Source organism: Bradyrhizobium sp. B039, from assembly GCF_038965675.1.
In the GTDB taxonomy this organism is placed as follows: Bacteria; Pseudomonadota; Alphaproteobacteria; order Rhizobiales; family Xanthobacteraceae; genus Bradyrhizobium; species Bradyrhizobium diazoefficiens.
In genome coordinates this window covers 7,328,657-7,352,709 of the sequence record NZ_CP152416.1, presented here as the reverse complement: position 1 = coordinate 7,352,709, position 24,053 = coordinate 7,328,657, and the positions used below count along the sequence as shown (strand labels likewise).

The following is a 24,053-nucleotide window of genomic DNA, read 5'->3' as shown; positions in this document are numbered from 1 at the left end:
GCCGCTCGCCGTGGCCGTCTCCTGGCAGGTACAAGGACATGAACAACATGCAGACTGGTTCCACGCCACACGACGACCGAGCTGGCGTTTCCGCGAACGGCATATTGGGCGCGCAGGCGCGCGGCGCATCCGGCAGGCTGCTGCCCGAGATCTGGATGCAGGACGGCGCAAAGCGGGTCGAAGAGGCGCTGGCGCGTCTTCTCTGCGCCGAAGACGACGGTGAGACCGAGCTGATGGCGGCGATGCGCTACGCCACCTTGCATGGCGGCAAGCGCACCCGCGCCTTGCTCTGTTTGGCTGCCGGCGCACTGGCCGACACGCCGGCGCACATGCTCGATGACGTCGGTGCCGCCATCGAGATGATGCACGCCTGTACGTTGGTCCACGACGATCTGCCCGCGATGGACGACGACGTGCTTCGCCGCGGCCTTCCGACCGTGCACGTCAAGTTCGGCGAAGCCACCGCGATCCTGGTCGGCGATGCGCTGCAGGCGCACGCCTTCCTGACCCTGGCGAGCCTGAATGCGCCGGGCGACACCCCTATCGCGCTCGTGCGCGAACTGGCGCAGGCGGTGTCCGCCGAGGGGGCCGCAGGCGGGCAGGCCATAGATCTGTCGCTGGTTGGAAAGCACGTCGAGCTGGACAGGATCGTGGCGATGCACCGGATGAAGAGCGGAGCGCTAGTGCGCGCGTCCGTTCGCATGGGCGCGCTATGCGCTGTCGGCGTGAATGCCGCGCACGCTGCACTTTACTGTGCGCTGGATCACTACAGCGCCTGTTTCGGCCTGGCGTTACAGGTGATCGACGACATTCTCGACGTGACAGCGGATACCGCGGCGCTGGGCAAGACCCCCGGCAAGGACGCGGCGGCGCAGAAGCCGACCTGCGCGTCGATCATGGGACTGCAGGAAGCACGCCAGTTCGCGCTGGATCTGTTGCGCGATGCCGGCGAGGCCATCGCGCCGCTGGGGCCGCGTGCGGAACGGTTGGCGCAACTCATACAGTGGGCCAACGCGTATCTGTTCAAACACGCGCCACGCGCATGAGCGCGCCCGTCCGCATCGAGTCGCCCCTGTGCCGCTGCGATCGGCCGGCGGCAGAGTGCATCCTGCACTGTGTCCGAGTCCGCGGCGCCGATCGCAGCGGTTGCCCGCCGCGGCGCACGTTTCTGCAAACGGAACATCCCGCGTGAACGCGCTGTCCGAACATATCCTTTCCGAATTGCGCCGCCTGCTGAGCGAAATGAGCGATGGCGGCAGCGTCGGTCCGTCCGTCTACGACACGGCGCAGGCGCTGCGCTTCCACGGCAACGTCACCGGTCGGCAGGACGCATACGCGTGGCTCATCGCGCAGCAACAGGCCGACGGCGGATGGGGAAGCGCGGACTTCCCGCTGTTCCGCCATGCGCCCACGTGGGCGGCGTTACTGGCATTGCAGCGTGCCGATCCTCTTCCCGGAGCTGCGGACGCAGTCCAGACTGCAACGAGGTTCCTCCAGCGCCAGCCCGATCCCTACGCACATGCGGTGCCAGAAGACGCGCCGATCGGCGCGGAGCTGATCCTGCCGCAGTTTTGCGGTGAGGCCGCATCCTTGCTGGGTGGCGTAGCGTTTCCGCGCCATCCTGCGCTGTTGCCATTGCGGCAAGCGTGCCTGGTCAAGCTGGGGGCGGTGGCGATGTTGCCGAGCGGCCATCCGTTGCTACACTCCTGGGAAGCCTGGGGGACGTCGCCGACCACCGCATGCCCGGATGACGACGGCAGCATCGGCATCAGTCCGGCGGCCACCGCCGCGTGGCGTGCCCAGGCCGTGACACGGGGGAGCACGCCGCAGGTCGGGCGCGCCGATGCGTATCTGCAGATGGCATCGCGGGCGACGCGCAGCGGCATCGAAGGTGTCTTTCCCAACGTCTGGCCGATCAATGTGTTCGAGCCATGCTGGTCGCTGTACACCCTGCATCTGGCCGGGCTTTTCGCGCATCCCGCGCTCGCGGAGGCGGTTCGCGTGATCGTCGCGCAGCTCGACGCCCGTCTGGGCGTGCACGGTCTGGGCCCGGCCTTGCACTTCGCGGCTGATGCGGACGACACCGCCGTTGCGTTGTGCGTCCTGCACCTTGCAGGCCGTGACCCGGCGGTCGATGCGTTGCGCCATTTCGAAATCGGCGAGCTGTTCGTCACCTTCCCCGGCGAACGCAATGCCTCGGTGTCGACCAACATTCATGCCCTGCATGCGTTGCGACTGTTGGGAAAGCCCGCCGCGGGCGCCAGCGCGTACGTCGAGGCCAATCGCAACCCGCACGGTCTATGGGACAACGAAAAATGGCACGTTTCGTGGCTGTATCCCACCGCGCATGCGGTCGCTGCGCTGGCGCAAGGCAAGCCCCAGTGGCGAGATGAGCGCGCGCTGGCGGCGCTGCTGCAGGCGCAGCGCGACGACGGTGGCTGGGGCGCGGGTCGCGGGTCCACGTTCGAGGAAACCGCCTATGCGCTGTTTGCGTTGCACGTGATGGATGGGAGCGAAGAGGCGACAGGGCGCCGGCGCATCGCGCAGGTGGTGGCGCGTGCGCTGGAGTGGATGCTCGCCCGCCATGCGGCGCATGGATTGCCGCAGACGCCGCTGTGGATCGGCAAGGAACTGTATTGCCCCACTCGGGTCGTGCGCGTGGCCGAACTCGCCGGGTTGTGGCTGGCGCTTCGTTGGGGGCGGCGCGTCCTGGCCGAGGGGGCAGGAGCGGCGCCATGATCCAGACTGAACGCGCGGTGCAGCAGGTGCTGGAGTGGGGACGTTCCCTGACCGGATTCGCCGACGAGCATGCCGTGGAAGCGGTCAGGGGCGGCCAGTACATCCTGCAGCGCATCCACCCGAGCCTGCGCGGCACCAGCGCCCGCACCGGTCGCGATCCGCAGGACGAAACGCTGATAGTGACGTTCTATCGCGAACTGGCGCTGCTGTTCTGGCTCGACGATTGCAACGACCTTGGCCTGATCTCGCCGGAACAGCTCGCCGCGGTGGAGCAAGCGCTGGGGCAGGGCGTGCCGTGCGCGCTCCCCGGATTCGAGGGTTGCGCTGTGCTGCGCGCTTCGCTGGCCACGCTCGCCTACGATCGTCGCGATTATGCTCAGCTTCTCGACGATACCCGGTGCTACTCCGCGGCGCTGCGCGCCGGACACGCGCAGGCGGTAGCGGCGGAACGCTGGTCCTACGCTGAGTACCTGCACAACGGCATCGATTCGATCGCCTACGCGAACGTGTTCTGTTGCCTGTCCTTGCTGTGGGGGCTGGATATGGCGACCTTGCGCGCGCGTCCGGCGTTTCGCCAGGTCCTGCGGCTCATCTCCGCGATAGGGCGTCTGCAGAACGATCTGCATGGATGCGACAAGGACAGGTCGGCCGGCGAGGCCGACAACGCGGTGATCTTGCTGCTGCAGCGCTATCCAGCTATGCCTGTGGTGGAGTTCCTCAACGACGAGCTGGCCGGCCATACGCGCATGCTGCACCGGGTGATGGCGGAAGAACGCTTTCCCGCGCCGTGGGGACCATTGATCGAGGCCATGGCGGCCATCCGCGTGCAGTACTACCGGACCTCGACCAGCCGCTACCGCAGCGACGCTGTGAGGGGAGGCCAGCGCGCGCCGGCCTGAACGCGCAGGAGGCGGCGGCGTGCGCGCGCTGCCGTCGGCCCGATCCGACGCAACGCCGCCGCCCGATGGAGCGAGCATGAGCGACACCGCCCTGAGACTGCACGTCCACGACCAGTTCGCCAACGGCCGGCGCTTCCGCATTCTCAACATCGTCGACGACGTCACTAAGGAATACCTGGGCGCCATTCCGGAGACGTCAATCCGGGGCGGCGGGTGGCCCGCGAACTGAAGGAAATCGTTGAGCGACGCGGCAAGCCAGGAATGATCGCGTCCGACCATGGCACCGAGTTCACCTGCAACGCCATGCTGGCCTGGAGCAAGGACACGGTCATCGACTGGCACTTCATCGCGCCGGGAAAGCCGATGCAGAACGGCTTCATCGAGAGATTCATGTATAGACGGCCGCGCGGATGCAAGGGATTTCAGCAGCAATTTGGATATCGGTCGGGTGCGTTCATGTATACGGCCTATCATTGCGACCGATAGCATGGCCGCTCGCCCTGATGGAGATCGCGGATCGAGGCCTCATCAACGGGTCGCGCTTGTTGCGCTTAAAACTCTTCTGTCAATCGGCCCTTTAATTGCGGATTATTGTCAACTCTCTTTTTTTGAAGCCATTCGGCAAGACGGTAGCGCTCGACCTCCCCGTCGGCCCGATTCGGCGCGCGCCAATTGTGCACACAATCGGCGAGAAATGGGGGAGCGTGCTACGACCTGTTCACAGCCCTTTCTGTCGCGGGCCATGTCGCGCCGAGCAGCCGGGAGTTGTTGGCAATCGCTGGAATTATCGGGTAATTTTGCGCAACAGGCGCAACACGATGTCGACGAACAAATGCGGACTAAGTTATTGAAATAATTGGTGATCCCAGCAGAACAAGCACATCAGCCGGTATCAATGGCTTAGATTGGCAAACCGCCCGTTCGGGCAAGATTGATCCGCAAGCGCTTTTTCGCGCACTGGCAATCAAAAGCCGCCGGATGGTGGGCCAAAAATGCGAAGGGCCGCCTCGGCTAAGGCAGCCCCAGATCGCAATCAAAAGTCCAGTAGCCTCGAATTTAGCACCCAGTCTCCCGAGCCGCAATCCGGAACCGCCATGCAAGCTGCCTTCGCCGCTGCCCTGGCGCGGAAGATGGTGCGGCCGTGAGTGCAATTCTCGACAAGGACCGGACCCGGCGAAAGCTCCATCTGTTAACGCGCGCAAATGGCGATCTACGCATTACCGATCAAGACTTCCGGGTGCTTTGGTATATCGCCGATGCGATCGATCACGAGACCGATCTAGCCCGCCGCAAGCAGGCCACCATCGCTAAAGATCTTGGGAAGAAGGGCGTCCGCGGCGTGCAGTTGAGCCTCGGACGGTTAGCCGAGTTCGGCTACCTCAAGTTCGAGGTCAAGGAAGGCGGGACCTACGTCAATGCCTATCGCCTTCTTCTCGAAGAGGCGAATGTGGGTTCGCCTTCTTCTGACCAGAAGGCGAACAATGGTGAGCCTTTGGATGACCAGAAGGCGAACGTCGGTGCGCTTTCTGCCGGTGCAGTCCCCAAAAAGGCGAACGAGCGTGACGAAAAAGGCGAACCGTCATTCGTACATGATCCCTTATCTGTCCCTGAAGTAGCTGCAGCCGCGCGCGATGACTACGAATTCTATGCGGCGGGGGCGATGCATTGCACTAACTAACCCCCATGCGGCTCGTAGTACGCCCGCATCGCCTTCAGATGCTCTGCCTGCTGGCGGGAGTAGTGCCGGATCGAACGAAGCTCACCGACCATCTGACCGAATGCGAACAGGATGACAGCTGGGATCGAGAAGCACACCGCAGCCAGGAATACTCCCAAGTGGAATAGTAGGTCTGAACCTATGGTCGGTGGTGCTGGAGTGCGAAGCGCGCCAACAAAGACGAGCCACACGACAAACAAATAGACCCCCGAAACAACCTTCAAAAATGTAGCCACCGGTGCCCCCCTTGGCGGCGATCATTCAATCGCAACCAAAGCGCGAGCGCAAGCCGTAGCGCACTAGATCTCGCTTTCCGCAGCAACGGACTTGCGATATGACGGGCGATGCCGCGGAACACAAACCGTACCCTGCCGAATTCGGCAGATCTCTGTTGGTTGCCAAAGACGAGCTATTTGCTGGTCGCCGGATAGTCGTTGCCCTGTCAGCAGGGCCTCGCCTCAGTGGCCGGAAAGGGGTCATCCTTGGACCGGGAGCGACTGCCACCCAAGTCAAGGTGCTCCTAGACGGTGCCAAGGGCTATGTGACCCTGCATGTACCTCGATCTTCTGGAGGATCGTCCCAGGTAGCGCACCGAGGCCGTCGGCTGCCCGCGTTCTGCGCGATTAAGCTGTCTGATGGGCTTTCATGTACGGTCCGAAAAGGCGTGGAGCTTCTTCGTAGAACTTGGTTATCGCCATGAACTCGTCTCCGCGCTTTTTGACCCATGTCGGACGCTCCGGATCGATGAGATTTTGCATCATCGAGTTGGCGAGGTTTAGGTTGATTAGATGCAGACGGATCTTTTCCAGGTATTTCTGAACGTCCTCGCCGAAGAAATAGGGCACGCGATCGATCGCTCGTCCGTACCGAAAGAATAGCTCGTCAGGAGCGGTGCCGCTACGGCATGCCTCACCGACTATCCCTCTAATCTCCTCGAAAATGGCGAGCCGCTTATCAAAGAGATCAAGCACTATCTTTTCGTTCGATGTTTTCCAATTTCGTTCTGCGATATCCGCTTGAACCTTGGCGACCGCGATTTGGCTCTGACCAAGCCGGTAGGCAATCCAGCCAGCAGTAATTGCAGCGAAGACCGTTGCGGCCGGGCCGGCGAAGTCTTTGAAGCGTGCAGGATCGCCCACCAGTAGGCCTACTATCAACCAGAAGGCAGTAGCCACTAGTGCCCCGAGCGCGACTTCAGAGACGCCTTTATGCTTCATCGTCGTGCTCAAGATAGCCCTCGATAAGGCGATCCAGGTCAATCTTTCTAATCGACGCCGCGATCAATCGGTCCACCTTCATATCTATTGGGGCTTTCCACAGAACTCAATCAGATAATTGATTAGAGCTCCCCCAACTCCTGCGGTCTGAAGGTTAGGACGGGTCGAAGCAAATGCGCGAACATTGTCTGCGAGCTGGACGTTTGTCATTTTGCTCTTCGAAATGCAATTGATAATGCGTGCCTGCCTTGGCATCTTGCTCGTCAGAGGCAACGCTAATCAGCGCGTCGTAGAAACCGGCCATGTAGGCAGCGCGGATCTGCGCAGGTAACGACTCCCATCGGAAGTAAGTGAAGTAAACGGCATTCGCAGGCGCGGTGATCACAAGCGGAGCCGCTACCAATATGATTCTAATCAAATCTGCCTCGTGATGCCGTGGATTAACAACTGATCGCCGTTGCGTCGCCCCGACTCGGGCGAAGATCATCCGCCCAGCAGACGTGCGCCTCAGTTTTCGCGGGGGTGGATCGGATAGTTGGGTCAAGCTCCGGTGCAGCACTCGTTCACAAACTCTGAGGCTAGCCCACCGTTACGGCATCCGCAGCAAGCAGGTCATCGATCAGCTCGGCAAAGCCCTCTCGTACAAGAAAGCGCCGGCTAAATGCCAGGCGCTGATGGTAGGGAATTAGATATCGATCGAAGCGGTCAGATTGAAGTTGGCGTGCCTCGCGCGCCAGCTCGTCCGTTTCAGGTAGGCCTTGTTCCTTGATTGCGACCAGGAGGTCCTTAAGGTCGGCCGCAGATGTTTTTTCGACAAAGACGGCAAAGTTTTCGATCGAAGCCTTTGCGCCCTCTCGACGTAAAGCCAGCACCATTGTCTGAGCGAGGCGTGCACCTGACCAAGGAAATACAATGACGTCCTGACCGTATTGCAGAAAGCGGTGCCTATCGAGATGGTAGTCGCGGTAGGCTTTGCGCCCTTCCTTGATCATAGCTGCTGTTGCCTCATTCACATCGAGGCCTTTCGAGGAATGACCGTCGTAGATCGATTTCATACGCGCAGCAACCAAGCCGCTTGGCGCTTGGGCTGTACCGCCATAACGGGGCGCGCCAGCAGATGAGGCTTTGGTGACCGTCAACCTGCGGCCGGAATCGTTCACGTTCAGAACGCGCCAGCGCCCGCCAGATTCGACGCGACCATAAAGATTTCTGCACCAGGCTTTTCCAGCACCGAGAACTGGGCGATGGTTTGCAGAGGCGCAACGCTGATCATGCATGGACCAGAAAGCGAATTTGCGGCTAAGGCCGCGTCTTAACAGGGCGACGTCATGATCCCCACACCCTATAATTTTGAGCCAGCCCTCACGGATGCTGAGTACGCCAAGCTCGGCGTCCTGGCTTTGCGCTGGTCCCACATCGAGCACATCCTGGGAAATTGCCTGAAAGTCATTCTTCGCCTCACCGATGATGAAGCAGTAATAGTCGTTTTCACCCTGAGTGCAGACCAGCGGGCGGAAAAGATTCACCAGCTGTCGAAGCTTTCCGAATTACCGGCCCCAGCGCAGAAGGCTTTCGATGAACTAAGGCCAATACTAAAAGGCATCCACTACGTCAGAAATAACGTCGTTCACTCTATCGCTGGGGAGTATGAAGGCGACGACTTCGTCTTTCACCTTCGCTCGAAAAAGCGATCTCTGACCAAAGCCCAGGTATTCAGCACTGAAGAACTAACGAATTATGCCGCACACCTCGTCATCGCCTTCCGCTATGGCTTGGGTTTCAAGGATGGCGCCCCACCGACTGAGTATGCGTGTCCCACGCGCCCTGAGATGCCCGAGTTCCTTCGCTCGATTATCCATTTCAAGCCGTAGACCATTAGCAAGCTAACTCCTTTCAATTACCCATAGTTGTTGCCTCGATTGCGGCTCCAAGTTCGATGTCGTTCAGCCGCGAGAGTCCGCGCCAGATCACGGTACTTCCTGGAGGCGGATCGTTGGCTCGGGCCAAGTATCCTCCGAGCCGCGCGATCTTGACGACATAGTACGAGAGCGTGCTTCGTCGAGAGCAATTACCACCCCGGTCTTTCACCAAATGATCAAGAAGCTTGATTTCGGGATCCGTCAGCGCCGTTTGCGGTATGGCATTCGGCGAGGAGCGATTGAGCATCGTCATCCAGAACACGCGCCAACTCACAATGCAGAAGACCGCGATCAGATTGACCAGACGCTCAGCAGTTCGCAATTTTGAGTCCTCTGCTTTGCAGCCCGATTTGAGGATCTTATGGAAGACTTCGATCTTCCACCTCAACGCGTACCATTCGATCTTCTCGATGGCGTCCGTGCGCGATTGGACCGGGAGATCGGTGAGGAGCTTCCACTCGATTTTCTTTCGCCGCTTCGGCCTTCCCCGCTCTTGAGCATGGATCACGGTCAGAGTGAGTGCGGGATATTTCGTCTGTTTGCCGATCGGCGGCAGGACGCGTATCTTGCGATACCTGATCTCAAGAACGGCGTCGTCGGGATCGCCTTTGTCGTCCTTGACCTTGATCCGATGCAGACCCTTGATCGTAACCTCGTCCATTTCGTCGGCAATTGTATGATTGCCGTCCCCGGCAAGCCGATCAACACAGGTTCGCACCAGGAAATGCGTTCCAACCTCCTCGGCCAGGCAAAACAGCTCATAGATGTCGCTCTCGCGATCACCAATATGAACGCATCGTCCAGGGGCAGCAAGAAGGTCGGTCGATTGCCGTAAATTCTCGAGCCAGCGGATGCTCTCCTTCTGCTCGATCGGCACCCGTGTGTCGGATTGATCCTTCGCTTCAGCGCCGTCGTCCCCTTGAACTTCTTGCGGGTCCAGAACTTGATTGCCGACAGTCCTAGCGGAAGCCCCTCGGTCGTCACGGCGAGACTCGAATGCATCAGGATGCCGCACTGCGTGCGTCCTGCCGTCTTGCCCGTAAAGCCGATCAGATCCGGCTTCTCGCGCTTGAGGCTGAATTCCGTCGTGTCATGGAGGACGAGGATCGGTCCCTCCCTCGCCGCTACGCGCTCGCGCGTCGCCTCGAAATGACCGCCAAGAATATCCGCCTCGTCGACCCGCTCGTTGGAGAAGAATCGATAGGCGGCCTTCGTGTTGGCCCAATCCTGACAAACCAACGGGATGCTTTGACCCATGTCGCTCCCGATTTGTGCGAGCAATTTGCAGAACCGGCGACCAAGCCGCTCATCCTTAAACTCGCATCCCGCAACTTCCCGATCAACCCACGTCTCGATACCGGTCGTCAATCGCTGAGCACGCGCCACCGCGCGTTCCTTCACCAAGCCCATCGAGCACCCCGCACTTCCGAATCAGGTGCTCAACAACGAATCACAACAGATTCTACTGATTCAAGATTTCGACCGCGGCGCCCCGCTCAAATCCGACGTCAAGTGTGGGTAATTGAAAGATCTCTTTGCCGCTTACAATGCGCGCGCGGCCGAGCCGAGAATCTGATCAAGCTGCATATGACGCAGCTCGCCTCCGACCGCACCAGCTGCCGTTCGGCGCTCGCCAACCAGGTCCGTCTCGCGCTCCATACGGCCGCTTATTGGCTGATGCTGACCGTGCGCGAGGCGATTCCCAAAGTCCGGGAATTGGCCGCTGCCGAGTTCGCGACGCTGCGTCTTCGTCTCTTGAAAATCGCTGCCCGTGTGGTCGAGACCACGAGCCGCATTCGCCTTGCGTTTGCCGCGGCATGTCCCGAGCCGACCTGATCCGCCGTTTGCCAGGCGCGCTGCTGCCGCTCGGTCCTTGACCGGCGGGGCGTCCGCCCCCCGTTCACCCACCCCATCCCTCAAGCGCGTTGCAAAGTACGGGTCGTCAGGCGGTGAAAAGCCGAAGGCAATCCTGTGCGCCTCGCCAGACAAGATGTGCGGCCGCATCAATCGGGCCCAAAAGCCGCCCTCTGACGAATAGGCCGGGCTAGCAGTTGACGGTGCTCAGACCGTGTAGCGGCACACGGTATATGCATGTATATGCATGTATATGCATGTATATGTAAAGAAATGCGACAGATGCGTTAATAGAATTGCAGAATCCTACATGTCGAACGCGATGCTCAAATCCAGCTGCGCCTCCCCGAATTTACCGCCCCCCAACGCCTTTCCCGAAGACCCCGGGTCGCTGGCTGCCAAAGAGGTCGCGCGACTGAGCATTCTTGACGGCATGCGGGGAATTGCTGCCATCTGTGTCGCCGTTTTACATTTTTATGAACCCTTTCAGTTCGGTCCTCAGAACCGGATTCCTCACGGTTATCTCGCTGTAGATTTTTTCTTTTGCTTGTCAGGGTATGTAATGGCATTTGCCTACGACCCTTCTCGCGTAGAATTGTCACCCACAGAACTTATTAAAAGGCGTCTGATACGACTGCATCCGCTCGTCGTAATTGGCTCCTTGTTGGGCTTCGTTGTGGTTGTAATCGGACGATTCTATGCGCCTATGGCTGCCGCGTTATTCAATTTTAGTGTCACGGAGTTTTTTATTCTCCTCACCTGCAGCGTACTTCTGTTGCCGCACTTATTTGTCCACGATCCCAGCTTTCCTATTTTTCCTTTTGTCGCTCCCGCCTGGTCATTGCTTTGCGAGTATGTGGCGAGCCTAACGTTTGCTCTTTGTCTGCGCCAACTATCGCTTCGATGGTTGCTAGCGATGCTCGCCTTCGCCGCGGTTGCAACGGCATACACGTGCTACGATTTCGGAAGCCTAAACGGCGGTTTCGACCGCAGAACCTTCTGGATTGGCTTTGTACGGGTAGGTTTTTCATTTATCGCGGGCGTTGTTGCTTGCCGTATTGGCAGGCAACCGCTGTTGCCAGGGGCAGCATATTACCTTCCGCTTATCATGCTTGCGACCTTTTTTTGGCCCTTCCTTTGGAAGCCCTACGATTTCCTGATCGTCACAATCGTATATCCGCTCCTTGTTTGGCTGGGCGCTAATGCAATCGGGAGTCCGTCGATCAACCGTTTTAGCGAGTTTATCGGAGATCTTTCATATCCGCTTTATATGACCCACTACGTTCCACTCATGCTATTGTTCGGCGGAACTTCGGCAGGTTGGGTTGCGCAGATCCATGCAGCGCTAGCGGTACCAAGCATGACTCTAGTTGCAATCGCTTTTAGCTTTCTTGTTAAGCGATATATCGACGAACCGATCCGTGCCACTTTGCGTCGCAGATCATTTGAGCACCTCAAAGGCTAATGCAGGCACTGCCGCAGGTATGCACGGATGTGCTTATCCTGTTCTGCTCTCAGAAGCGCTTTCGCCCCCTCTGGCCTTCCAGCTTCAGGGTAATTAACTAGGTATGAGATGTGGGTAATTGAAAGAGCTAACTCAGGCAGACCACATGTTTCCCATTCACAATATCTTCCCGAAAGAGATGGCGATAATCGGCCGCACCCTGCTGAATTACGGCGAGCTTGAACTCGACCTGATGAATTGCATCCAGGTCGTCCGCCAATACGACATGAACTCCATCTTGAAGGCGTTTCAGGATTCGGGGAGAGAAGAGCCGCATTCAGATCGCGGACGCTCTGGGCCGCGTACCCGAGCAGACACACATGCGACCTAGACGGGACGTCAGCGTCTCAGTCGCATTCCCGCGAGCGCTCCGCCAAAAAGTACATTCAGGTGCCCGTGCAAATGCAGCCTACGCAGCGATCTTGTCTTCCTTGTCTGCGCCGCGCATGACGATCCTCAGGGCGTCGTTGGGCAGCGGGCGCTGCAGCGCCTTTGCCTCATCCCAGGGAGTGTGCATCCAGATGTCGCGCTCCTCCTCGGTGGTCAGGATCACGGGCATTGCTTTCGGATGGATCGGCTCGACGACCGCATTGGGTGACGTCGTCAGGAAGCCGTAGACAAGGTGGGGCCGGGGATCGGCTTCGACTTGGTGCCGCGGTCGCCTCTGAACTCGGTCCAGATGCCGCCGAAGCAGAACAGCGGCCGGCTCTCCTCGAGCGCGAACCAAACCACATCTTTCTTCTTCGTCTCGGGATTTGGCGGTACTGTCCAGAATCTTTCGCACTTTTGATCAGGCGACGGCTCCGGTTTCAGAGAGTTGTGGCTGATAGAGCGGTCGCATGTTCATGTAGCATTTGGTCGACCACGCCGTTCCGGCAATGTGCCGCAGCCGGGCCGCCGCCAAATTGAGACAGGATTGACCGTCGGGGAAGGCGCCGACGACACGGGTTCGTCGCCGGATCTCCTTCATGATGCGCTCGAGCGGATTGTTCGTTCGAATCTTCCGCCAATGGATGTCAGGAAAGGCATAGTAGGCGAGCGTCTCGTGAACCGCCTGCTCGACGAGATCAGCAGCTTTGGCCATACGGCTTGCCCGCAGATCCGCGATGACGGTCCTGGCTTTCTCGTCGGCCGCGGCGCGGCTCTCCTGGGCATGAATGGCCTTGAGCATGTGGCTCACCTCGTGGACCCGGGTCGACGGCACGTGGCTGAAGACATTGCGATAAAAATGCACCATGCAGCGTTGATAGCGGGCCTCCGGCAGATAATCCGCAACGCTTTCGACAAGACCTCGGCACGCATCGGAAACCACCAACTGCACGCCCCTGAGACCGCGATCGACGAGATGCCGCAGAAACGAGGACCAGCCGGATTTGTCCTCCTTGGCGCCCTCACAGATGCCGAGGATCTCCCGGAACCCCTCAGCATTGACCGCCGAGGCCACTAGCAGCGACACGTTGCGAACCTCACCAGCCCAGCTGCGCTTCATCACGATGCCGTCGAGGTAGAGATACGGATGCTCGCCTTCGATCCTGCGATTCCGCCGCGCCTCGATCTTGGTATAGATCTTCTTGTTCAGGTTCGACACTGTGCTCGGGCTGACCCGGGTGCCCCACAGCGCCTCCGTGATGTCTTCGACCCGCCGAACCGAAATCCCGGCCAGATACATCTCGATCAGCGCCTCCTCGACCGAGCTCTCCCGCCTCCAGTAGCGCTCGATAATCGCCGTCTCGAAGGTTTGCCGACGTAGCTTCGGAACCTTCAGATTGACGTCGCCCGCCTTGGTCTGCAGCGTTCGCTCGTAGCTGCCTGCCCGCGTGTCCTGCCGGGCCGGGCTGCGCTCATAACGCCCAGCACCGCACAGCTGGTCCGCTTCGGCCTCCAGCATGGCGTTCAGTGTCTCTTCCACCGTCCCGCGGACCATCTCGCCCAGGTGATCTCGAATCCGGGCCTCATCAATTTGGATCACCTGACCCATGGCATTCCCATCGTTCATTCAAAGCTCCTTCATTCTAGAGGAAGCCGTCAATCCTGAAAGTGCGAAAGACTCTGTACGTTACCGAATGCAAAGCAGTTTTGAGATGGCGTGCAATCTTTTGACAAACATTTACGGGGCAATGCAATGAGTTCGAAAAACATCAGAATTTCATCGACATCGGTGACCAGACAGGAATGGCGTGCTGTCGACGCAGTCGTTAACACCAAGGGCAGAGATGCAACATCGTTTCATGCCGAACCGAGTGCCGCAGTAGTTACCGAACGCAGATTAGCAAGTCTGGGGCCTTCACAAAAATTACCGTCTCAATCGAGCCGGCCAATGTGTCGACGCGACAAGCGATCCGCCGGCTGAATGATGAACTGGAGGGGCGAGTCTCACCTTCGGATACGTTCGCATCCAAAACTGCATCCTGATCCGCGCTCATGCTTGGCCCATGCACTTTGCATATGAGACAACGGCGTTCTCGAGCACGGAGTTGATGCAAGGGGACGTTCTGCGAAGGACGCTAGAGCTGGATGCTCTACTGGAGGCAGTTCATCCTCATTTTTTCCACCATCCGAAGAACTTATTCTTCATCGTGCTAACGCAAAGTTGCGACCTAGTACCTCGCGGGCCAGCGGGCGGATGCAAGGCACCGTACATTGCCATTGCACCGGTGCGCAGTCTCGAATTGGTCGTAGAACGACAGGTCGGTCAATTCCAGGCTCCTGCTGTGAAATCCGATCTCCCTATCGTTGGACTTCGGGCGAGAAATAAGATCTCGGAGTTTATGGGCCGGCTTTTGAATTACAACGAGCCTGGCTATTTCTTTCTGGATTCCGAGGGCACAGATCTCAGGTAGACTGCATAGCGTTTCTCAAACTTTCCATCGCTGTGAAGGCCGATCTCCACCTAGCAACCTGCGTTGCGGCGAAGATCTTGCAATTGACAGACACGTTTCAGGCAAAACTTGGTTGGCTAGGGTCTGTACCTAAATAGCGCCACGTGATTCTCTTGCCTACGTGTTGATTCGGGGGCGAGAGAATGCGCGCTGGTTTGTTTTGGCTGAACGACAGGCAATGGGCGCGTATCGAACCGCATCTGCCGAGGGGACTGACGGGGCCGGATCGGGACGACGACCGACGCATCGTCAGCGGCATCATTCACATGCTGCAATCGGGTGCACGATGGCGTGATTGTCCACGTGAATACGGCCCTTACACGACGATCTACAATCGCTTCAATCGCTGGGCCAAGCGAGGACGATGGTGCGCAATCTTCGAAGCGCTGGCCAAGCCTGGCGAAGACGGCGTCGTACTGTCGCTCGACTCGACCTCGATTAAAGCTCACCGGTGTGCCTCCGGCGGAAAAGGGGGGAGCACAATCAAGCAATCGGCCGCTCGCGCGGAGGCCGCACGACAAAAATCCATGCGCTGAGCGATCCGCTCTGCCGGCCGGTCGTCCTGCATCTGACTCCAGGCCAGGATGCCGATATCGCTGCGGCTCCCGATGTCCTGGCGCTCGCGCCACCCATGAGCGTGCTCCTCGCCGACAAAGGGTATGATGGCGACAAGCTTCGCGGCGCAATCATTCGTCGTGGCGCCAAGCCCGTAATCCCCAATAAATCTAACCGTGTCGTCATCCATCGCTTCAACAAACGCGCCTACAAAGGACGAAATGTCATCGAACGCTGCTTTTGCAGGCTCAAGGACTTCCGGCGCATCGCCACGCGATATGACAAGCTCGCCCGTAATTTTTTGGCCGCTGTTCATCTCGCCGCTCTCGTCGCATATTGGCTCAATTGAGTCTGGACCCTAGTTGGCCAAATGTATTCGCCCGTCGGAACGCAGGATATGGATGCTGACAAAGCGACAAAAAATTGCGGACTCTCAGAAGAGCGTTGCTCTGTGGTTCGATGACTCAAAAATCAAAGCGGTTGAATCAAGGTTCGCCGAACTCCGTCAGTTGGATCCCAATAAGAGTATGTCAGAGGCTGAAATTGCGGCGATGATCCGCGCCGTCCCATCCGTCCGAAAAGAGGTGATGACCCGAGCGACGGAAATCATCAAAGATACGCTTGGCGAGAACCAACAGGGAGCGGCTCGACGCTTAAGTTCAAGATTAGCGAGCGACGCTGCGCTAAAGAAGCTTTTGCGGTAGATGTCACATGTCGCGGTGACGTGACAGTCGAGCGAGCAACCAGTAGCTGGATTTCGCCGCGCAGGGCATGATCACGATCACGGATTGGTCACCTCACGCTTCGTTCGGCTCCTAGGACGCAAAGCGTCTGTGGACCCATCACGACTACTGACTTCGTAAAGTCACATAGGCGACCGACCTAGAATACTGAACCTTGTGCGCTGGTGCTGATGGCGATGACATCGCCACGGCGGCAGATCTTCGCGACGGCGGCGATGTCGCCGTCCGAAGCTCCACCCTGAAAGAGTATTTGCGCAGAAGATCGACAATAGGCCGACGGCTCAGGAGCGGCTTTGGGCGCGGCCGGAGCAGGCGCCTGACCATAAGCCGAACCCACGAGGGCCATGCAAAGCGCCGCAGGCCAATGTCTCAGCATGATCTCCGTACCTACTTCTTCGTGCCGTAGGGGCTTTGGTTCGTCGGAGCCAGTGAGATTCCTTCCTCAGATGCTTTGTTGTAGATCGCGTTTTCGGTTCGGCCCAACTTCAGGCCGATCACTCGCGTCGGTGTGTTGCCCTTCACAAGTTGTTTGAGTTGGCTCACTTCGCCTGACGTCGACTGCTTGCCGCTATTCCGGGTCGACTTCGCCATTGCGCTTCCTCTTATTGGTGGGTGCCGTAACGGTTCCCGGTGTTTGAATTCACATAGGTCCCGCCGCGGTGCAACGATCCCGAGCCGCCTGAAAAGCTGCCGCCGTGGCTTGAGGTGTGGTGTCCGCCGCCATAGCTGACACGGCCCCCGTGACCTCCTCCGCGAGCATCGGCCGGTCCAATTATTCCGATTGCCAAAAAAAGCCCGGCAACGAGCGTTGCTGCCCTCATATTGTTCCCCCTCAAAAACGTCTCTTGTAAATTCGCTCCTCTATCCAACTGCAACCGATGCGGGAGCGCAAGCCGTAGTGCACCGATGACACTTTCTCCACTGGTGTGTGGATGTGAGACTTTGGACCTAGGGAAAAATACGGGTAAGGGGCGACCTTAAAGGTGCAGACCGATGATAAACCGGATGGCAAAGAAGGCGCGCCCCCGGCGACCACGGCAGTGGCGCTAATCGCGAACACTACTCTCCAACCCTCGTCCATTGTGCCTCGCGATAAAACGACCCCCGCGGGGGCAACGCGGAGGCCGCTGTTGGGGCGCTCCAAGGCAGGGGGTCCTGAAGCGATACGGCAACGTGCACGCGGTCGGAGGGGTTCCTATGAAGGGCAGATCCTCAAAACGCGGTGGATTTCCGCATCAGCTTCAGGAATATCTCGATGAGGTCTCACTGCGAGGAGCGAACATCTCCGCCGCCGAGTTGGGCCACCACCCAATCCGCAAAAGCTCGTACCGACGATCTTTGTCGGCTTGCGCGCGGGTAGATCAAGCGGTGACCGACGTAGCGGATATCGTTGGCGCGTCCGGCCAATGGAGCGACCAAGCGCCCGCACGCCAGTTCGCGTTCGGCCAGAAGCGTTGATTCCAAGGCCACGCCCAATCCCTCTGCAGCCGTCGCGATCGCAAGAAAGCTTCGGTCGAATCTCATGCCGTGAAGCGCAGGTGCTTCTAACCCATTCGCGGTGAACCATTGATGCCACTGCACCCGCTTCACGTCGGAGCGGATGAGCGTCTGATCGAGGAGATCGGCAGGCTTCCTGATCGATTTTGCGAGCGAGGGCGAGCAGAGCGGCGTGACCGTCTCCTCCGGCAGAGGGACAATTTCGACGCCCTCCGCGCGTGGCGGACCGTAGACGATGTCGATATCGAAATCATCGTTGCTGAAGCGCGCATAGTCCGTGCTTGCAGCCAGCCGAACCTCGAGCTTCGGGTAAGCAGCGAGAAACTGTGCAAGCCGTGGTGCCAGCCATTGCGCAGCAAAGCTGGGCGCGGAATGGACGCGCACCAATTGTGGTCCGCGCGCGGCAACTTCCTCTAGGCCACGGCGGAGCTGATCGAATGCCGCTCCCGTGTGACGCATCAGGTTCTCGCCGGCCGGCGTAAGTCGCACGGATCGTGCGCTGCGCTCGAACAAAGCGGTCCGAAGGGTGCCCTCCAGCTTGCGGATGGCATGACTAACGGCACTCGGTGTCAGGTGAAGCTCATTCGCCGCATCGCGAAACGATCCGGTGCGGGCAGCCGCTTCAAAGGCACGAATTGCCGATATGGGGATATTCGACAGCATCCCATAAGTGAACCAGATTCATCGATCCGTGACAACTGCGCGTTTGTCCGTTGGCGGTCGGCGGGTCATTCCTAAGCGCCAAGGAAGAACAATTTGCGGGAGGAACTGATGCTGCTCAGCGGTAAGACGGCCATCATTTCGGGCGCGGCCTCGCCGCGCGGGATCGGGCTTGCCACCGCCCGGCGGTTCGCCGCCGAGGGCGCTCGGGTCGCCATTCTGGATATTGACGCCGGCGCTGCGACGGATGCTGCGGCATCGCTCGGAAATTCCCATATCGGACTAGGGTGCGACGTCGCCGACAAATCGTCCTGCGAACAGGCGGTCGCCCGCGTGATCGAATCCTTTGGCGGCACCGATGTTTTGATCAACAATGCCGGCATCACCCAGCCGGTGAAGTTCCTGGAGATCTCGGCAGCCGATTGGGATCGCATTCAGGACGTCAATCTCAAGGGCATCCTGTTTCTCTCCCAGGCGGTGATCCCGCATATGCGCGGACGGAAAGCCGGATCGATTGCATGCATGTCGTCGGTCTCGGCCCAGCGCGGTGGTGGAATTTTTGGCGGCCCGCACTATTCGGCCGCGAAGGCCGGCGTACTTGGTCTCGCCAAGGCGATGGCCCGAGAGTTCGGCCCGGACGGCATTCGCGTCAATTGCGTCACGCCCGGCCTGATCGGCACCGATATCACCGCGGGCAAGCTGACCGACGAGATGAGGGCGAAGATCCTGGAAGGCATTCCGCTCAATCGTCTCGGTACGGCCGAAGACGTCGCCGGTATCTACACCTTCCTGGCCTCGGATCTCTCCGCCTACGTAACCGGCGCCGTGATCGACGTGAACGGCGGCATGCTCATCCACTGAGCCAGCGAGACAAGGGTCAGATCGATGGAAACCTCGACCAACGCGCTTACGAACACGCCCAAGCTGACGGACCGCGCCCACAATATTCGCCGCAATGCCCTGCGCATGGGCGAAGTTCAGGGCCAAGGCTATATCGCACAGGCGCTCGACATCTCTGACGTTCTCGCCGTCGCCTATTTCCATGCGATGCGCTACAGACCCGAAGATCCGTCCTGGGAGGAGCGAGACCGCTTTCTGCTCTCCAACGGGCATTATGCCATCGCGCTCTACGCGGCCTTGATCGAGGCGGGGATCGTCCCCGAGGAAGAACTCGAAACCTATGGCAGCGACGAGAGCCGCCTGCCGATGTCGGGCATGGCCTCCTACACACCGGGAATGGAAATGTCGGGCGGCTCGCTCGGGCTCGGACTCAGCATCGCCGTCGGCATGGGCCTGGGACTCAAACGCAAGAAATCCGGAGCGCGGGTATACACCTTATTTTCCGATGGCGAGCTTGACGAAGGCTCGGTCTGGGAGGCGATCCAGTCGGCAGGCCACTACAAGCTCGACAATCTGATCGGCATCGTCGACGTCAACAATCAGCAGGCGGACGGTCCTTCCACGCAGGTCATGGCGTTCGAGCCGCTGGTCAAGAAGCTTCAGGCCTTCGGCTGGTTCGTGCAGCGCGTCAACGGCAACGATCTCAATGCCGTGGTCGCCGCCTTCGACGCGGCCAAGTCCCATCCCGAACTCAAGCCGCGGATCATCGTCGCCGACACGCTGATGGGGAAGGGTGTTCCCTTCCTCGAGCAGCGCGAGAAGAGCCATTTCATCCGCGTCGAGCCGCACGAATGGCAGCTCGCGCTTGCCGCGCTGGAAGCCGGGAGGCAGGCATGAAGACCGTCAGATCAGCACCGCAGCCGGGCAAGCCGCGCCTGACCACCTCAGCGATGATCGCATCGATCGCAGCCGAGGGGCAGAAGACCAGACCGGGGCCGTTCGGACACGCGCTCGTCGAACTCGCGCGCCACCGCCCTGAGGTGGTCGGCATGACGGCCGATCTCGGCAAATACACCGACATGTACATCTTCGCAAAGGAGTTCCCGGACCGCTATTACCAGATGGGCATGGCCGAGCAGCTTCTGTTCGGCGCCGCCTCCGGCCTCGCTGCCGAAGGCTTCATGCCTTTCGCGACCACTTACGCGGTGTTCGCGTCTCGGCGGGCTTACGATTTCATTCACCAGACGATTGCGGAGGAAGACCGCAACGTGAAGATCGTTTGTGCTTTGCCCGGCCTGACCTCGGGCTACGGCCCGAGTCACCAGGCCGCAGAGGATCTCGCGCTATTTCGTGCCATGCCAAATATGACGGTCATCGATCCCTGCGATGCCCACGAGATCGAGCAGTTGGTGCCTGCCATCGCGGCGCATCAGGGGCCAGTCTACACCCGCCTGCTGCGCGGCCAGGTGCCGGTCGTTCTGGACGAGTACGACTACAAATTCGAGCTCGGCAAGGCCAAGCTGATCCGCGACGGGAAGGACGCCCTGGTCATCTCATCCGGCATCATGACCATGCGCGCGCTCGAAGCCGTACAGACCTTGAAAGACGACAGCATCGATATTGCGGTGCTGCATGTTCCAACCATCAAGCCGCTCGATACCGAGACGATCTTGCGTGAAGCCGGCAAGTCGGGCCGCCTGGTCGTCGTTGCCGAAAACCACACAACGATTGGCGGTCTCGGCGAGGCGGCTGCCGCGCTTCTGATGCGTTCCGGCGTCCATCCGCCCTTCCGCCAGATCGCATTGCCGGACGAGTTTCTTGACGCCGGCGCACTTCCGACCCTGCACGACCGCTACGGGATTTCCACCGCAGAGGTCGCACGGCAGATCAAGCGGTGGCTTTAGTGTACCGGCGCTAAGCGCCAACTTAGCCAAGCCCAGGTGAGGAGCTACGCCCGTCGCATGTTGCGGCGGCGAGTGATTGCTCCTGCCCAAATGCCGGTGGTCGAGAGCCGGCAAGCGAAGAACCCGGAAAGCTGCACGTCAGCCTGCGCTGATGCAACGGGCAGCAACGTCAATGAAGGACCAGGAGGAAAACATGACTGCATCGAAGCCCGGAAGCATCAGTCGCCGTTCGCTGTTGATGGCCGCCACCACCGTTCCTCTCTGCGGGATTCTCACCCGCCCGGCGTCTGCCGCCGAGTTCGTCTACAAGTTCGCGACCGGACAGGACCCAACGCATCCGGTGAATATCCGGGCGCAAGAGGCGATCGACCGTATCCGCGAAGCGACGAGCGGTCGGCTGGAGATCAGGCTATTTCCGGCCAACCAGCTCGGCTCCGACACCGAGCTTTTGACCCAAGTTCGCAGCGGCGGCGTCGAGTTCTTCAACCAATCGTCCTCGATTCTTGCCACCCTCGTACCTAGCGCAGGCATTGTGAACACCGGCTTCGCATTCGCCGACTACGACAGCGTATGGAAGGCGATGGACGGCGACCTCGGCACTTACATCCGGGCGCAAATCGCCAAGACGCCAATCATGGCGGTTTCGAAGGCCTGGGACAACGGCTTTCGTCAGGTGACCTCGTCGGGCCGCGAGGTCCGGACGCCGGATGATCTGAAGAATTTCCAGATCCGCGTTCCGCCCGCGCCGCTGCTCACCTCGCTCTTCAAGGCGCTCGGCGCCGGGCCGACGCCGATCAACTTCAACGAGGTCTATTCCGCGTTGCAGACCAAGGTCGTCGACGGCCAGGAGAATCCGTTGCCGATCATCGCGACCGCGCGTCTTTACGAAGTGCAGAGCACGTGTAGCCTCACCGGGCACGTCTGGGATGGCTACTGGATTCTGGGCAACAAGCGCGCCTTCGAGCGCCTGCCCAAGGATGTGCAGGAGATCGTGACGCGCGAGCTCGATCGCTCCGCGGTCGATCAGCGGGCAGACATCGCAAAGCTCAGCCAGTCCCTGCGCGCCGATCTGTCGACCAAAGGTCTCAAGTTCATCGACGTCGATCGTGCCGCTTTCCGCCAGGCGCTGTCTAAGACCAGCTTTTACGCCGACTGGAAGGGCAAGTTTGGCGAGGAGGCATGGTCTCACCTTGAAAAAGCCGCGGGCCAGCTATCATGACCAGCGTGAGCCATACGCCGCATGTGGATACCGGGCTCGCGGCCGGCAGATCTCAAGCGAATTCGCGCCGATGGGTGGTGACAGCGAACATGGTGCTTGGCCACGCTGTCGCAGTCCCGGCGGCCTTGCTCGTGCTGGCGGAGATCGTGGTGCTGTCCGCGGGCATCGTGGGCAGATACGTATTCCGCTCGCCGATCGTCTGGTCCGACGAGTTTGCCGGCATTCTCTTCCTCTGGCTCGCCATGCTCGGGTCTGTGATTGCGTTCCAGCGCGGCGAGCACATGCGGATGACCGCCATCGTCGGCGTGCTCAGTGCGGAGCTCCGCGCGTTCCTGGATGTCATAGCGGCCGCGGCGTCGCTGGCATTTCTCGTGCTCGTCGTTTGGCCGGCCTATGAATTCGCCGCCGACGAGGCCTTCGTCACCACTCCGGCGCTCGAGATCGTCAACACCTGGCGTGCGGCAGCGCTGCCGATCGGCATCGGGCTGATGCTGATCGCAGCCGTCCTCCGGCTCATCCGCATCGCGAGCCTGCGCAGCTTGCTGGCCTCCCTGGCGATCGTCGCAGGCATCATCGGAACGTTCATTCTGCTGGCGCCGGTCTTGAAGGCACTTGGCAATCTGAATCTTCTGATCTTCTTCGTTTTCGTGGTCGGCGCGATGGTCTTTGCGGCCGTGCCGATCGCGTTTGCATTTGGCCTCGCCACGGTCGGCTATCTCGCCCTGACAACCAGCACGCCCGACGTCGTGATGATCGGACGAATGGACGAGGGCATGAGCCATTTGATCCTGCTTGCCGTGCCTCTCTTCGTCTTTCTCGGCCTTCTGATCGAGATGACGGGCATGGCGCGCGCCATGGTCAGCTTCCTGGCAAGCCTTTTGGGCCACGTGCGTGGCGGACTGCACTACGTGCTGGTCGGGGCGATGTATCTGGTCTCAGGCATCTCCGGCTCCAAGGCGGCGGACATGGCTGCGGTGGCTCCAGTGCTGTTTCCCGAGATGCGGCAGCGTGGGGCCAAGCCCGGCGATCTCGTTGCGCTCCTGGCCGCGACGGGGGCGCAGACCGAGACGATTCCCCCGTCACTCGTTCTGATCACGATCGGCTCGGTGACCGGTGTGTCGATCTCGGCGCTGTTCACCGGCGGGTTGCTTCCGGGCGTGGTGCTCGCGATCATGCTCGCGGCCGTGGTGTGGTGGCGATACCGCCGCGAGGACCTGTCTCACGTCAAACGGGCGACGGGGCGGCAGATTGGCCGCGCCTTTGTGATCGCGATACCGGCCATCGCGCTGCCATTCGTGATCCGGACCGCCGTCGTCGAAGGCGTTGCGACGGCAACGGAGGTCTCGACCATCGGGATCCTGTACTCGGCCTGTGCGGGACTCTTCATCTATCGGCAGTTCGACTGGCGCCGCATCTATCCGATGCTGGTCGAGACGGCTTCGCTGTCGGGGGCGATCCTGCTCATCATCGGCGCGGCGACGGGCATGGCCTGGGCGCTGACCCAGTCGGGATTTTCTGCCTCTCTTGCAAAGTTCATGACCAGCCTTCCCGGCGGAGTACCTGTCTTCCTTGCCGTGACGATCGTGACCTTCGTGATCCTGGGCAGCGTTCTGGAAGGGATCCCGGCCATCGTCTTGTTCGGCCCGCTCCTGTTCCCGATCGCGCGGCAGGTCGGGGTGCACGATGTCCACTACGCGATGGTGGTCGTTCTCGCGATGGGCATCGGCCTGTTCGCGCCACCGTTCGGCGTCGGCTACTACGCGGCTTGCGCCATCAGCCGCATCAACCCGGACGAGGGCATGAAGCCGATCGTGGGCTACATGATCGCGCTTTTGATCGGCACGCTGATCGTCGCGGCCGTGCCCTGGCTATCGATCGGCTTCCTTTGACGCATCTGCGGGACGCCT

The 24,053-nt window shown here is 60.1% G+C and carries 20 protein-coding genes and 4 pseudogenes; 16 read left to right on the top strand and 8 right to left on the bottom strand.

Annotation, left to right across the window (positions count from 1 at the left end; translation table 11 throughout):
- The first annotated feature begins 47 nt into the window (after nucleotides 1–47).
- The 5 genes and pseudogenes from AAFG50_RS34995 to AAFG50_RS34975 all read left to right on the top strand — a co-directional run bounded on the left by AAFG50_RS34995 (nucleotide 48) and on the right by AAFG50_RS34975 (nucleotide 5,316).
- The gene (locus AAFG50_RS34995; RefSeq protein ID WP_026312706.1) at nucleotides 48–1,046 is read left to right on the top strand and encodes a polyprenyl synthetase family protein; all 999 of its coding nucleotides are present in this window, start codon (nucleotides 48–50) and stop codon (nucleotides 1,044–1,046) included.
- A 142-nt stretch (nucleotides 1,047–1,188) separates the two neighbouring features.
- Nucleotides 1,189–2,739, top strand: a complete 1,551-nt coding sequence (locus AAFG50_RS34990) for a hypothetical protein (RefSeq protein ID WP_026312707.1) — start codon at nucleotides 1,189–1,191, stop codon at nucleotides 2,737–2,739.
- Nucleotides 2,736–3,638: a hypothetical protein gene (locus tag AAFG50_RS34985; protein ID WP_011084944.1), complete on the top strand. Its 903-nt coding sequence runs from the start codon at nucleotides 2,736–2,738 to the stop codon at nucleotides 3,636–3,638. Before AAFG50_RS34990 ends, AAFG50_RS34985 begins: the two co-directional genes overlap by 4 nt.
- A 103-nt stretch (nucleotides 3,639–3,741) precedes the next feature.
- Nucleotides 3,742–4,028, top strand: a pseudogene (locus AAFG50_RS34980) (DDE-type integrase/transposase/recombinase); the annotation flags it as partial.
- A 751-nt stretch (nucleotides 4,029–4,779) separates the two neighbouring features.
- Nucleotides 4,780–5,316 (top strand): helix-turn-helix domain-containing protein, encoded by a 537-nt coding sequence (locus AAFG50_RS34975; protein WP_018647449.1) that lies wholly within the window; start codon nucleotides 4,780–4,782, stop codon nucleotides 5,314–5,316.
- 662 nt (nucleotides 5,317–5,978) lie between these two features.
- Here AAFG50_RS34975 and AAFG50_RS34970 read toward each other — a convergent pair.
- Both AAFG50_RS34970 and AAFG50_RS34965 read right to left on the bottom strand, forming a co-directional pair.
- The gene (locus tag AAFG50_RS34970; protein WP_131234258.1) at nucleotides 5,979–6,584 is read right to left on the bottom strand and encodes a hypothetical protein; all 606 of its coding nucleotides are present in this window, start codon (nucleotides 6,582–6,584) and stop codon (nucleotides 5,979–5,981) included.
- A 566-nt stretch (nucleotides 6,585–7,150) separates the two neighbouring features.
- Nucleotides 7,151–7,732: a hypothetical protein gene (locus tag AAFG50_RS34965; protein WP_131234259.1), complete on the bottom strand. Its 582-nt coding sequence runs from the start codon at nucleotides 7,730–7,732 to the stop codon at nucleotides 7,151–7,153.
- 168 nt (nucleotides 7,733–7,900) lie between these two features.
- Between AAFG50_RS34965 and AAFG50_RS34960 the strand changes: the two genes are divergently transcribed.
- Complete coding sequence (locus AAFG50_RS34960; protein WP_018647455.1) at nucleotides 7,901–8,443, top strand: hypothetical protein; 543 nt, start codon at nucleotides 7,901–7,903, stop codon at nucleotides 8,441–8,443.
- 22 nt (nucleotides 8,444–8,465) lie between these two features.
- On the opposite strand, the gene AAFG50_RS34955 is transcribed toward AAFG50_RS34960, so the two are convergent.
- Nucleotides 8,466–9,506: an IS4 family transposase gene (locus AAFG50_RS34955; RefSeq protein ID WP_224516920.1), complete on the bottom strand. Its 1,041-nt coding sequence runs from the start codon at nucleotides 9,504–9,506 to the stop codon at nucleotides 8,466–8,468.
- 221 nt (nucleotides 9,507–9,727) lie between these two features.
- A pseudogene (locus AAFG50_RS34950) lies at nucleotides 9,728–9,901 on the bottom strand (transposase DNA-binding-containing protein); the annotation flags it as partial.
- A 138-nt stretch (nucleotides 9,902–10,039) separates the two neighbouring features.
- Between AAFG50_RS34950 and AAFG50_RS34945 the strand changes: the two are divergent.
- From AAFG50_RS34945 to AAFG50_RS34935, 3 genes and pseudogenes are all read left to right on the top strand, one after another.
- A pseudogene (locus tag AAFG50_RS34945) lies at nucleotides 10,040–10,368 on the top strand (transposase); the annotation flags it as partial.
- Nucleotides 10,369–10,655: 287 nt separating this feature from the next.
- Entirely contained in the window at nucleotides 10,656–11,810 is a 1,155-nt protein-coding gene (locus AAFG50_RS34940) for an acyltransferase (protein WP_231088510.1), read from the top strand.
- A gap of 145 nt (nucleotides 11,811–11,955) precedes the next feature.
- Nucleotides 11,956–12,180 carry a hypothetical protein gene (locus AAFG50_RS34935; protein WP_018647460.1) on the top strand — a complete coding sequence of 75 codons (225 nt, stop codon included), beginning with the start codon at nucleotides 11,956–11,958 and terminating at the stop codon, nucleotides 12,178–12,180.
- A gap of 78 nt (nucleotides 12,181–12,258) precedes the next feature.
- Here AAFG50_RS34935 and AAFG50_RS34930 read toward each other — a convergent pair.
- Nucleotides 12,259–12,608, bottom strand: a pseudogene (locus tag AAFG50_RS34930) (SOS response-associated peptidase family protein); the annotation flags it as partial.
- A 31-nt stretch (nucleotides 12,609–12,639) separates the two neighbouring features.
- On the bottom strand, nucleotides 12,640–13,827 hold the full coding sequence (locus AAFG50_RS34925; RefSeq protein WP_174719465.1) for an IS256 family transposase: 1,188 nt from the start codon (nucleotides 13,825–13,827) through the stop codon (nucleotides 12,640–12,642).
- A 1,044-nt stretch (nucleotides 13,828–14,871) separates the two neighbouring features.
- Here AAFG50_RS34925 and AAFG50_RS34920 point away from each other — a divergent pair.
- Nucleotides 14,872–15,632, top strand: a protein-coding gene (locus tag AAFG50_RS34920; RefSeq protein WP_110115815.1) for an IS5-like element ISBj2 family transposase whose coding sequence is annotated in 2 segments (ribosomal slippage) — nucleotides 14,872–15,211 and nucleotides 15,211–15,632 — 762 coding nt in all. Because the reading frame shifts where the segments join, the coding sequence is not laid out codon by codon here.
- Nucleotides 15,633–15,684: 52 nt separating this feature from the next.
- On the top strand, nucleotides 15,685–15,987 hold the full coding sequence (locus AAFG50_RS34915; protein WP_014497718.1) for a hypothetical protein: 303 nt from the start codon (nucleotides 15,685–15,687) through the stop codon (nucleotides 15,985–15,987).
- A gap of 426 nt (nucleotides 15,988–16,413) precedes the next feature.
- Here the strand turns inward: AAFG50_RS34915 and AAFG50_RS34910 are convergent, their stop codons facing one another.
- Both AAFG50_RS34910 and AAFG50_RS34905 read right to left on the bottom strand, forming a co-directional pair.
- Nucleotides 16,414–16,617 carry a hypothetical protein gene (locus AAFG50_RS34910; protein ID WP_014497717.1) on the bottom strand — a complete coding sequence of 68 codons (204 nt, stop codon included), beginning with the start codon at nucleotides 16,615–16,617 and terminating at the stop codon, nucleotides 16,414–16,416.
- Nucleotides 16,618–17,289: 672 nt separating this feature from the next.
- Complete coding sequence (locus AAFG50_RS34905; protein ID WP_011084956.1) at nucleotides 17,290–18,186, bottom strand: LysR substrate-binding domain-containing protein; 897 nt, start codon at nucleotides 18,184–18,186, stop codon at nucleotides 17,290–17,292.
- 108 nt (nucleotides 18,187–18,294) lie between these two features.
- Between AAFG50_RS34905 and AAFG50_RS34900 the strand changes: the two genes are divergently transcribed.
- The 5 genes from AAFG50_RS34900 to AAFG50_RS34880 all read left to right on the top strand — a co-directional run bounded on the left by AAFG50_RS34900 (nucleotide 18,295) and on the right by AAFG50_RS34880 (nucleotide 24,035).
- On the top strand, nucleotides 18,295–19,044 hold the full coding sequence (locus AAFG50_RS34900) for a glucose 1-dehydrogenase (protein ID WP_011084957.1): 750 nt from the start codon (nucleotides 18,295–18,297) through the stop codon (nucleotides 19,042–19,044).
- A 24-nt stretch (nucleotides 19,045–19,068) separates the two neighbouring features.
- On the top strand, nucleotides 19,069–19,920 hold the full coding sequence (locus tag AAFG50_RS34895) for a transketolase (protein ID WP_018646979.1): 852 nt from the start codon (nucleotides 19,069–19,071) through the stop codon (nucleotides 19,918–19,920).
- Nucleotides 19,917–20,927 (top strand): transketolase family protein, encoded by a 1,011-nt coding sequence (locus tag AAFG50_RS34890; protein ID WP_014497715.1) that lies wholly within the window; start codon nucleotides 19,917–19,919, stop codon nucleotides 20,925–20,927. The genes AAFG50_RS34895 and AAFG50_RS34890 overlap by 4 nt, the downstream gene beginning before the upstream one ends.
- A gap of 193 nt (nucleotides 20,928–21,120) precedes the next feature.
- On the top strand, nucleotides 21,121–22,146 hold the full coding sequence (locus AAFG50_RS34885) for a TRAP transporter substrate-binding protein (RefSeq protein WP_014497714.1): 1,026 nt from the start codon (nucleotides 21,121–21,123) through the stop codon (nucleotides 22,144–22,146).
- A complete protein-coding gene (locus AAFG50_RS34880; protein WP_018646980.1) occupies nucleotides 22,143–24,035 on the top strand; it encodes a TRAP transporter large permease subunit in 1,893 nt (630 codons plus the stop codon). The genes AAFG50_RS34885 and AAFG50_RS34880 overlap by 4 nt, the downstream gene beginning before the upstream one ends.
- Nucleotides 24,036–24,053 lie beyond the last annotated feature (18 nt).

What these genes read in the sequence shown, in the direction of transcription:
- AAFG50_RS34995 (WP_026312706.1), top strand. Translation starts at nt 48, where the DNA reads ATGCAGACTGGTTCCACGCCACACGACGACCGAGCTGGCGTTTCCGCG.
- AAFG50_RS34985 (WP_011084944.1), top strand. Translation starts at nt 2,736, where the DNA reads ATGATCCAGACTGAACGCGCGGTGCAGCAGGTGCTGGAGTGGGGACGT.
- AAFG50_RS34960 (WP_018647455.1), top strand. Translation starts at nt 7,901, where the DNA reads ATGATCCCCACACCCTATAATTTTGAGCCAGCCCTCACGGATGCTGAG.
- AAFG50_RS34940 (WP_231088510.1), top strand. Translation starts at nt 10,656, where the DNA reads ATGTCGAACGCGATGCTCAAATCCAGCTGCGCCTCCCCGAATTTACCG.
- AAFG50_RS34935 (WP_018647460.1), top strand. Translation starts at nt 11,956, where the DNA reads ATGTTTCCCATTCACAATATCTTCCCGAAAGAGATGGCGATAATCGGC.
- AAFG50_RS34925 (WP_174719465.1), bottom strand. Translation starts at nt 13,827, where the DNA reads ATGGGTCAGGTGATCCAAATTGATGAGGCCCGGATTCGAGATCACCTG.
- AAFG50_RS34915 (WP_014497718.1), top strand. Translation starts at nt 15,685, where the DNA reads ATGCTGACAAAGCGACAAAAAATTGCGGACTCTCAGAAGAGCGTTGCT.
- AAFG50_RS34910 (WP_014497717.1), bottom strand. Translation starts at nt 16,617, where the DNA reads ATGGCGAAGTCGACCCGGAATAGCGGCAAGCAGTCGACGTCAGGCGAA.
- AAFG50_RS34905 (WP_011084956.1), bottom strand. Translation starts at nt 18,186, where the DNA reads ATGCTGTCGAATATCCCCATATCGGCAATTCGTGCCTTTGAAGCGGCT.
- AAFG50_RS34900 (WP_011084957.1), top strand. Translation starts at nt 18,295, where the DNA reads ATGCTGCTCAGCGGTAAGACGGCCATCATTTCGGGCGCGGCCTCGCCG.
- AAFG50_RS34895 (WP_018646979.1), top strand. Translation starts at nt 19,069, where the DNA reads ATGGAAACCTCGACCAACGCGCTTACGAACACGCCCAAGCTGACGGAC.
- AAFG50_RS34890 (WP_014497715.1), top strand. Translation starts at nt 19,917, where the DNA reads ATGAAGACCGTCAGATCAGCACCGCAGCCGGGCAAGCCGCGCCTGACC.
- AAFG50_RS34885 (WP_014497714.1), top strand. Translation starts at nt 21,121, where the DNA reads ATGACTGCATCGAAGCCCGGAAGCATCAGTCGCCGTTCGCTGTTGATG.
- AAFG50_RS34880 (WP_018646980.1), top strand. Translation starts at nt 22,143, where the DNA reads ATGACCAGCGTGAGCCATACGCCGCATGTGGATACCGGGCTCGCGGCC.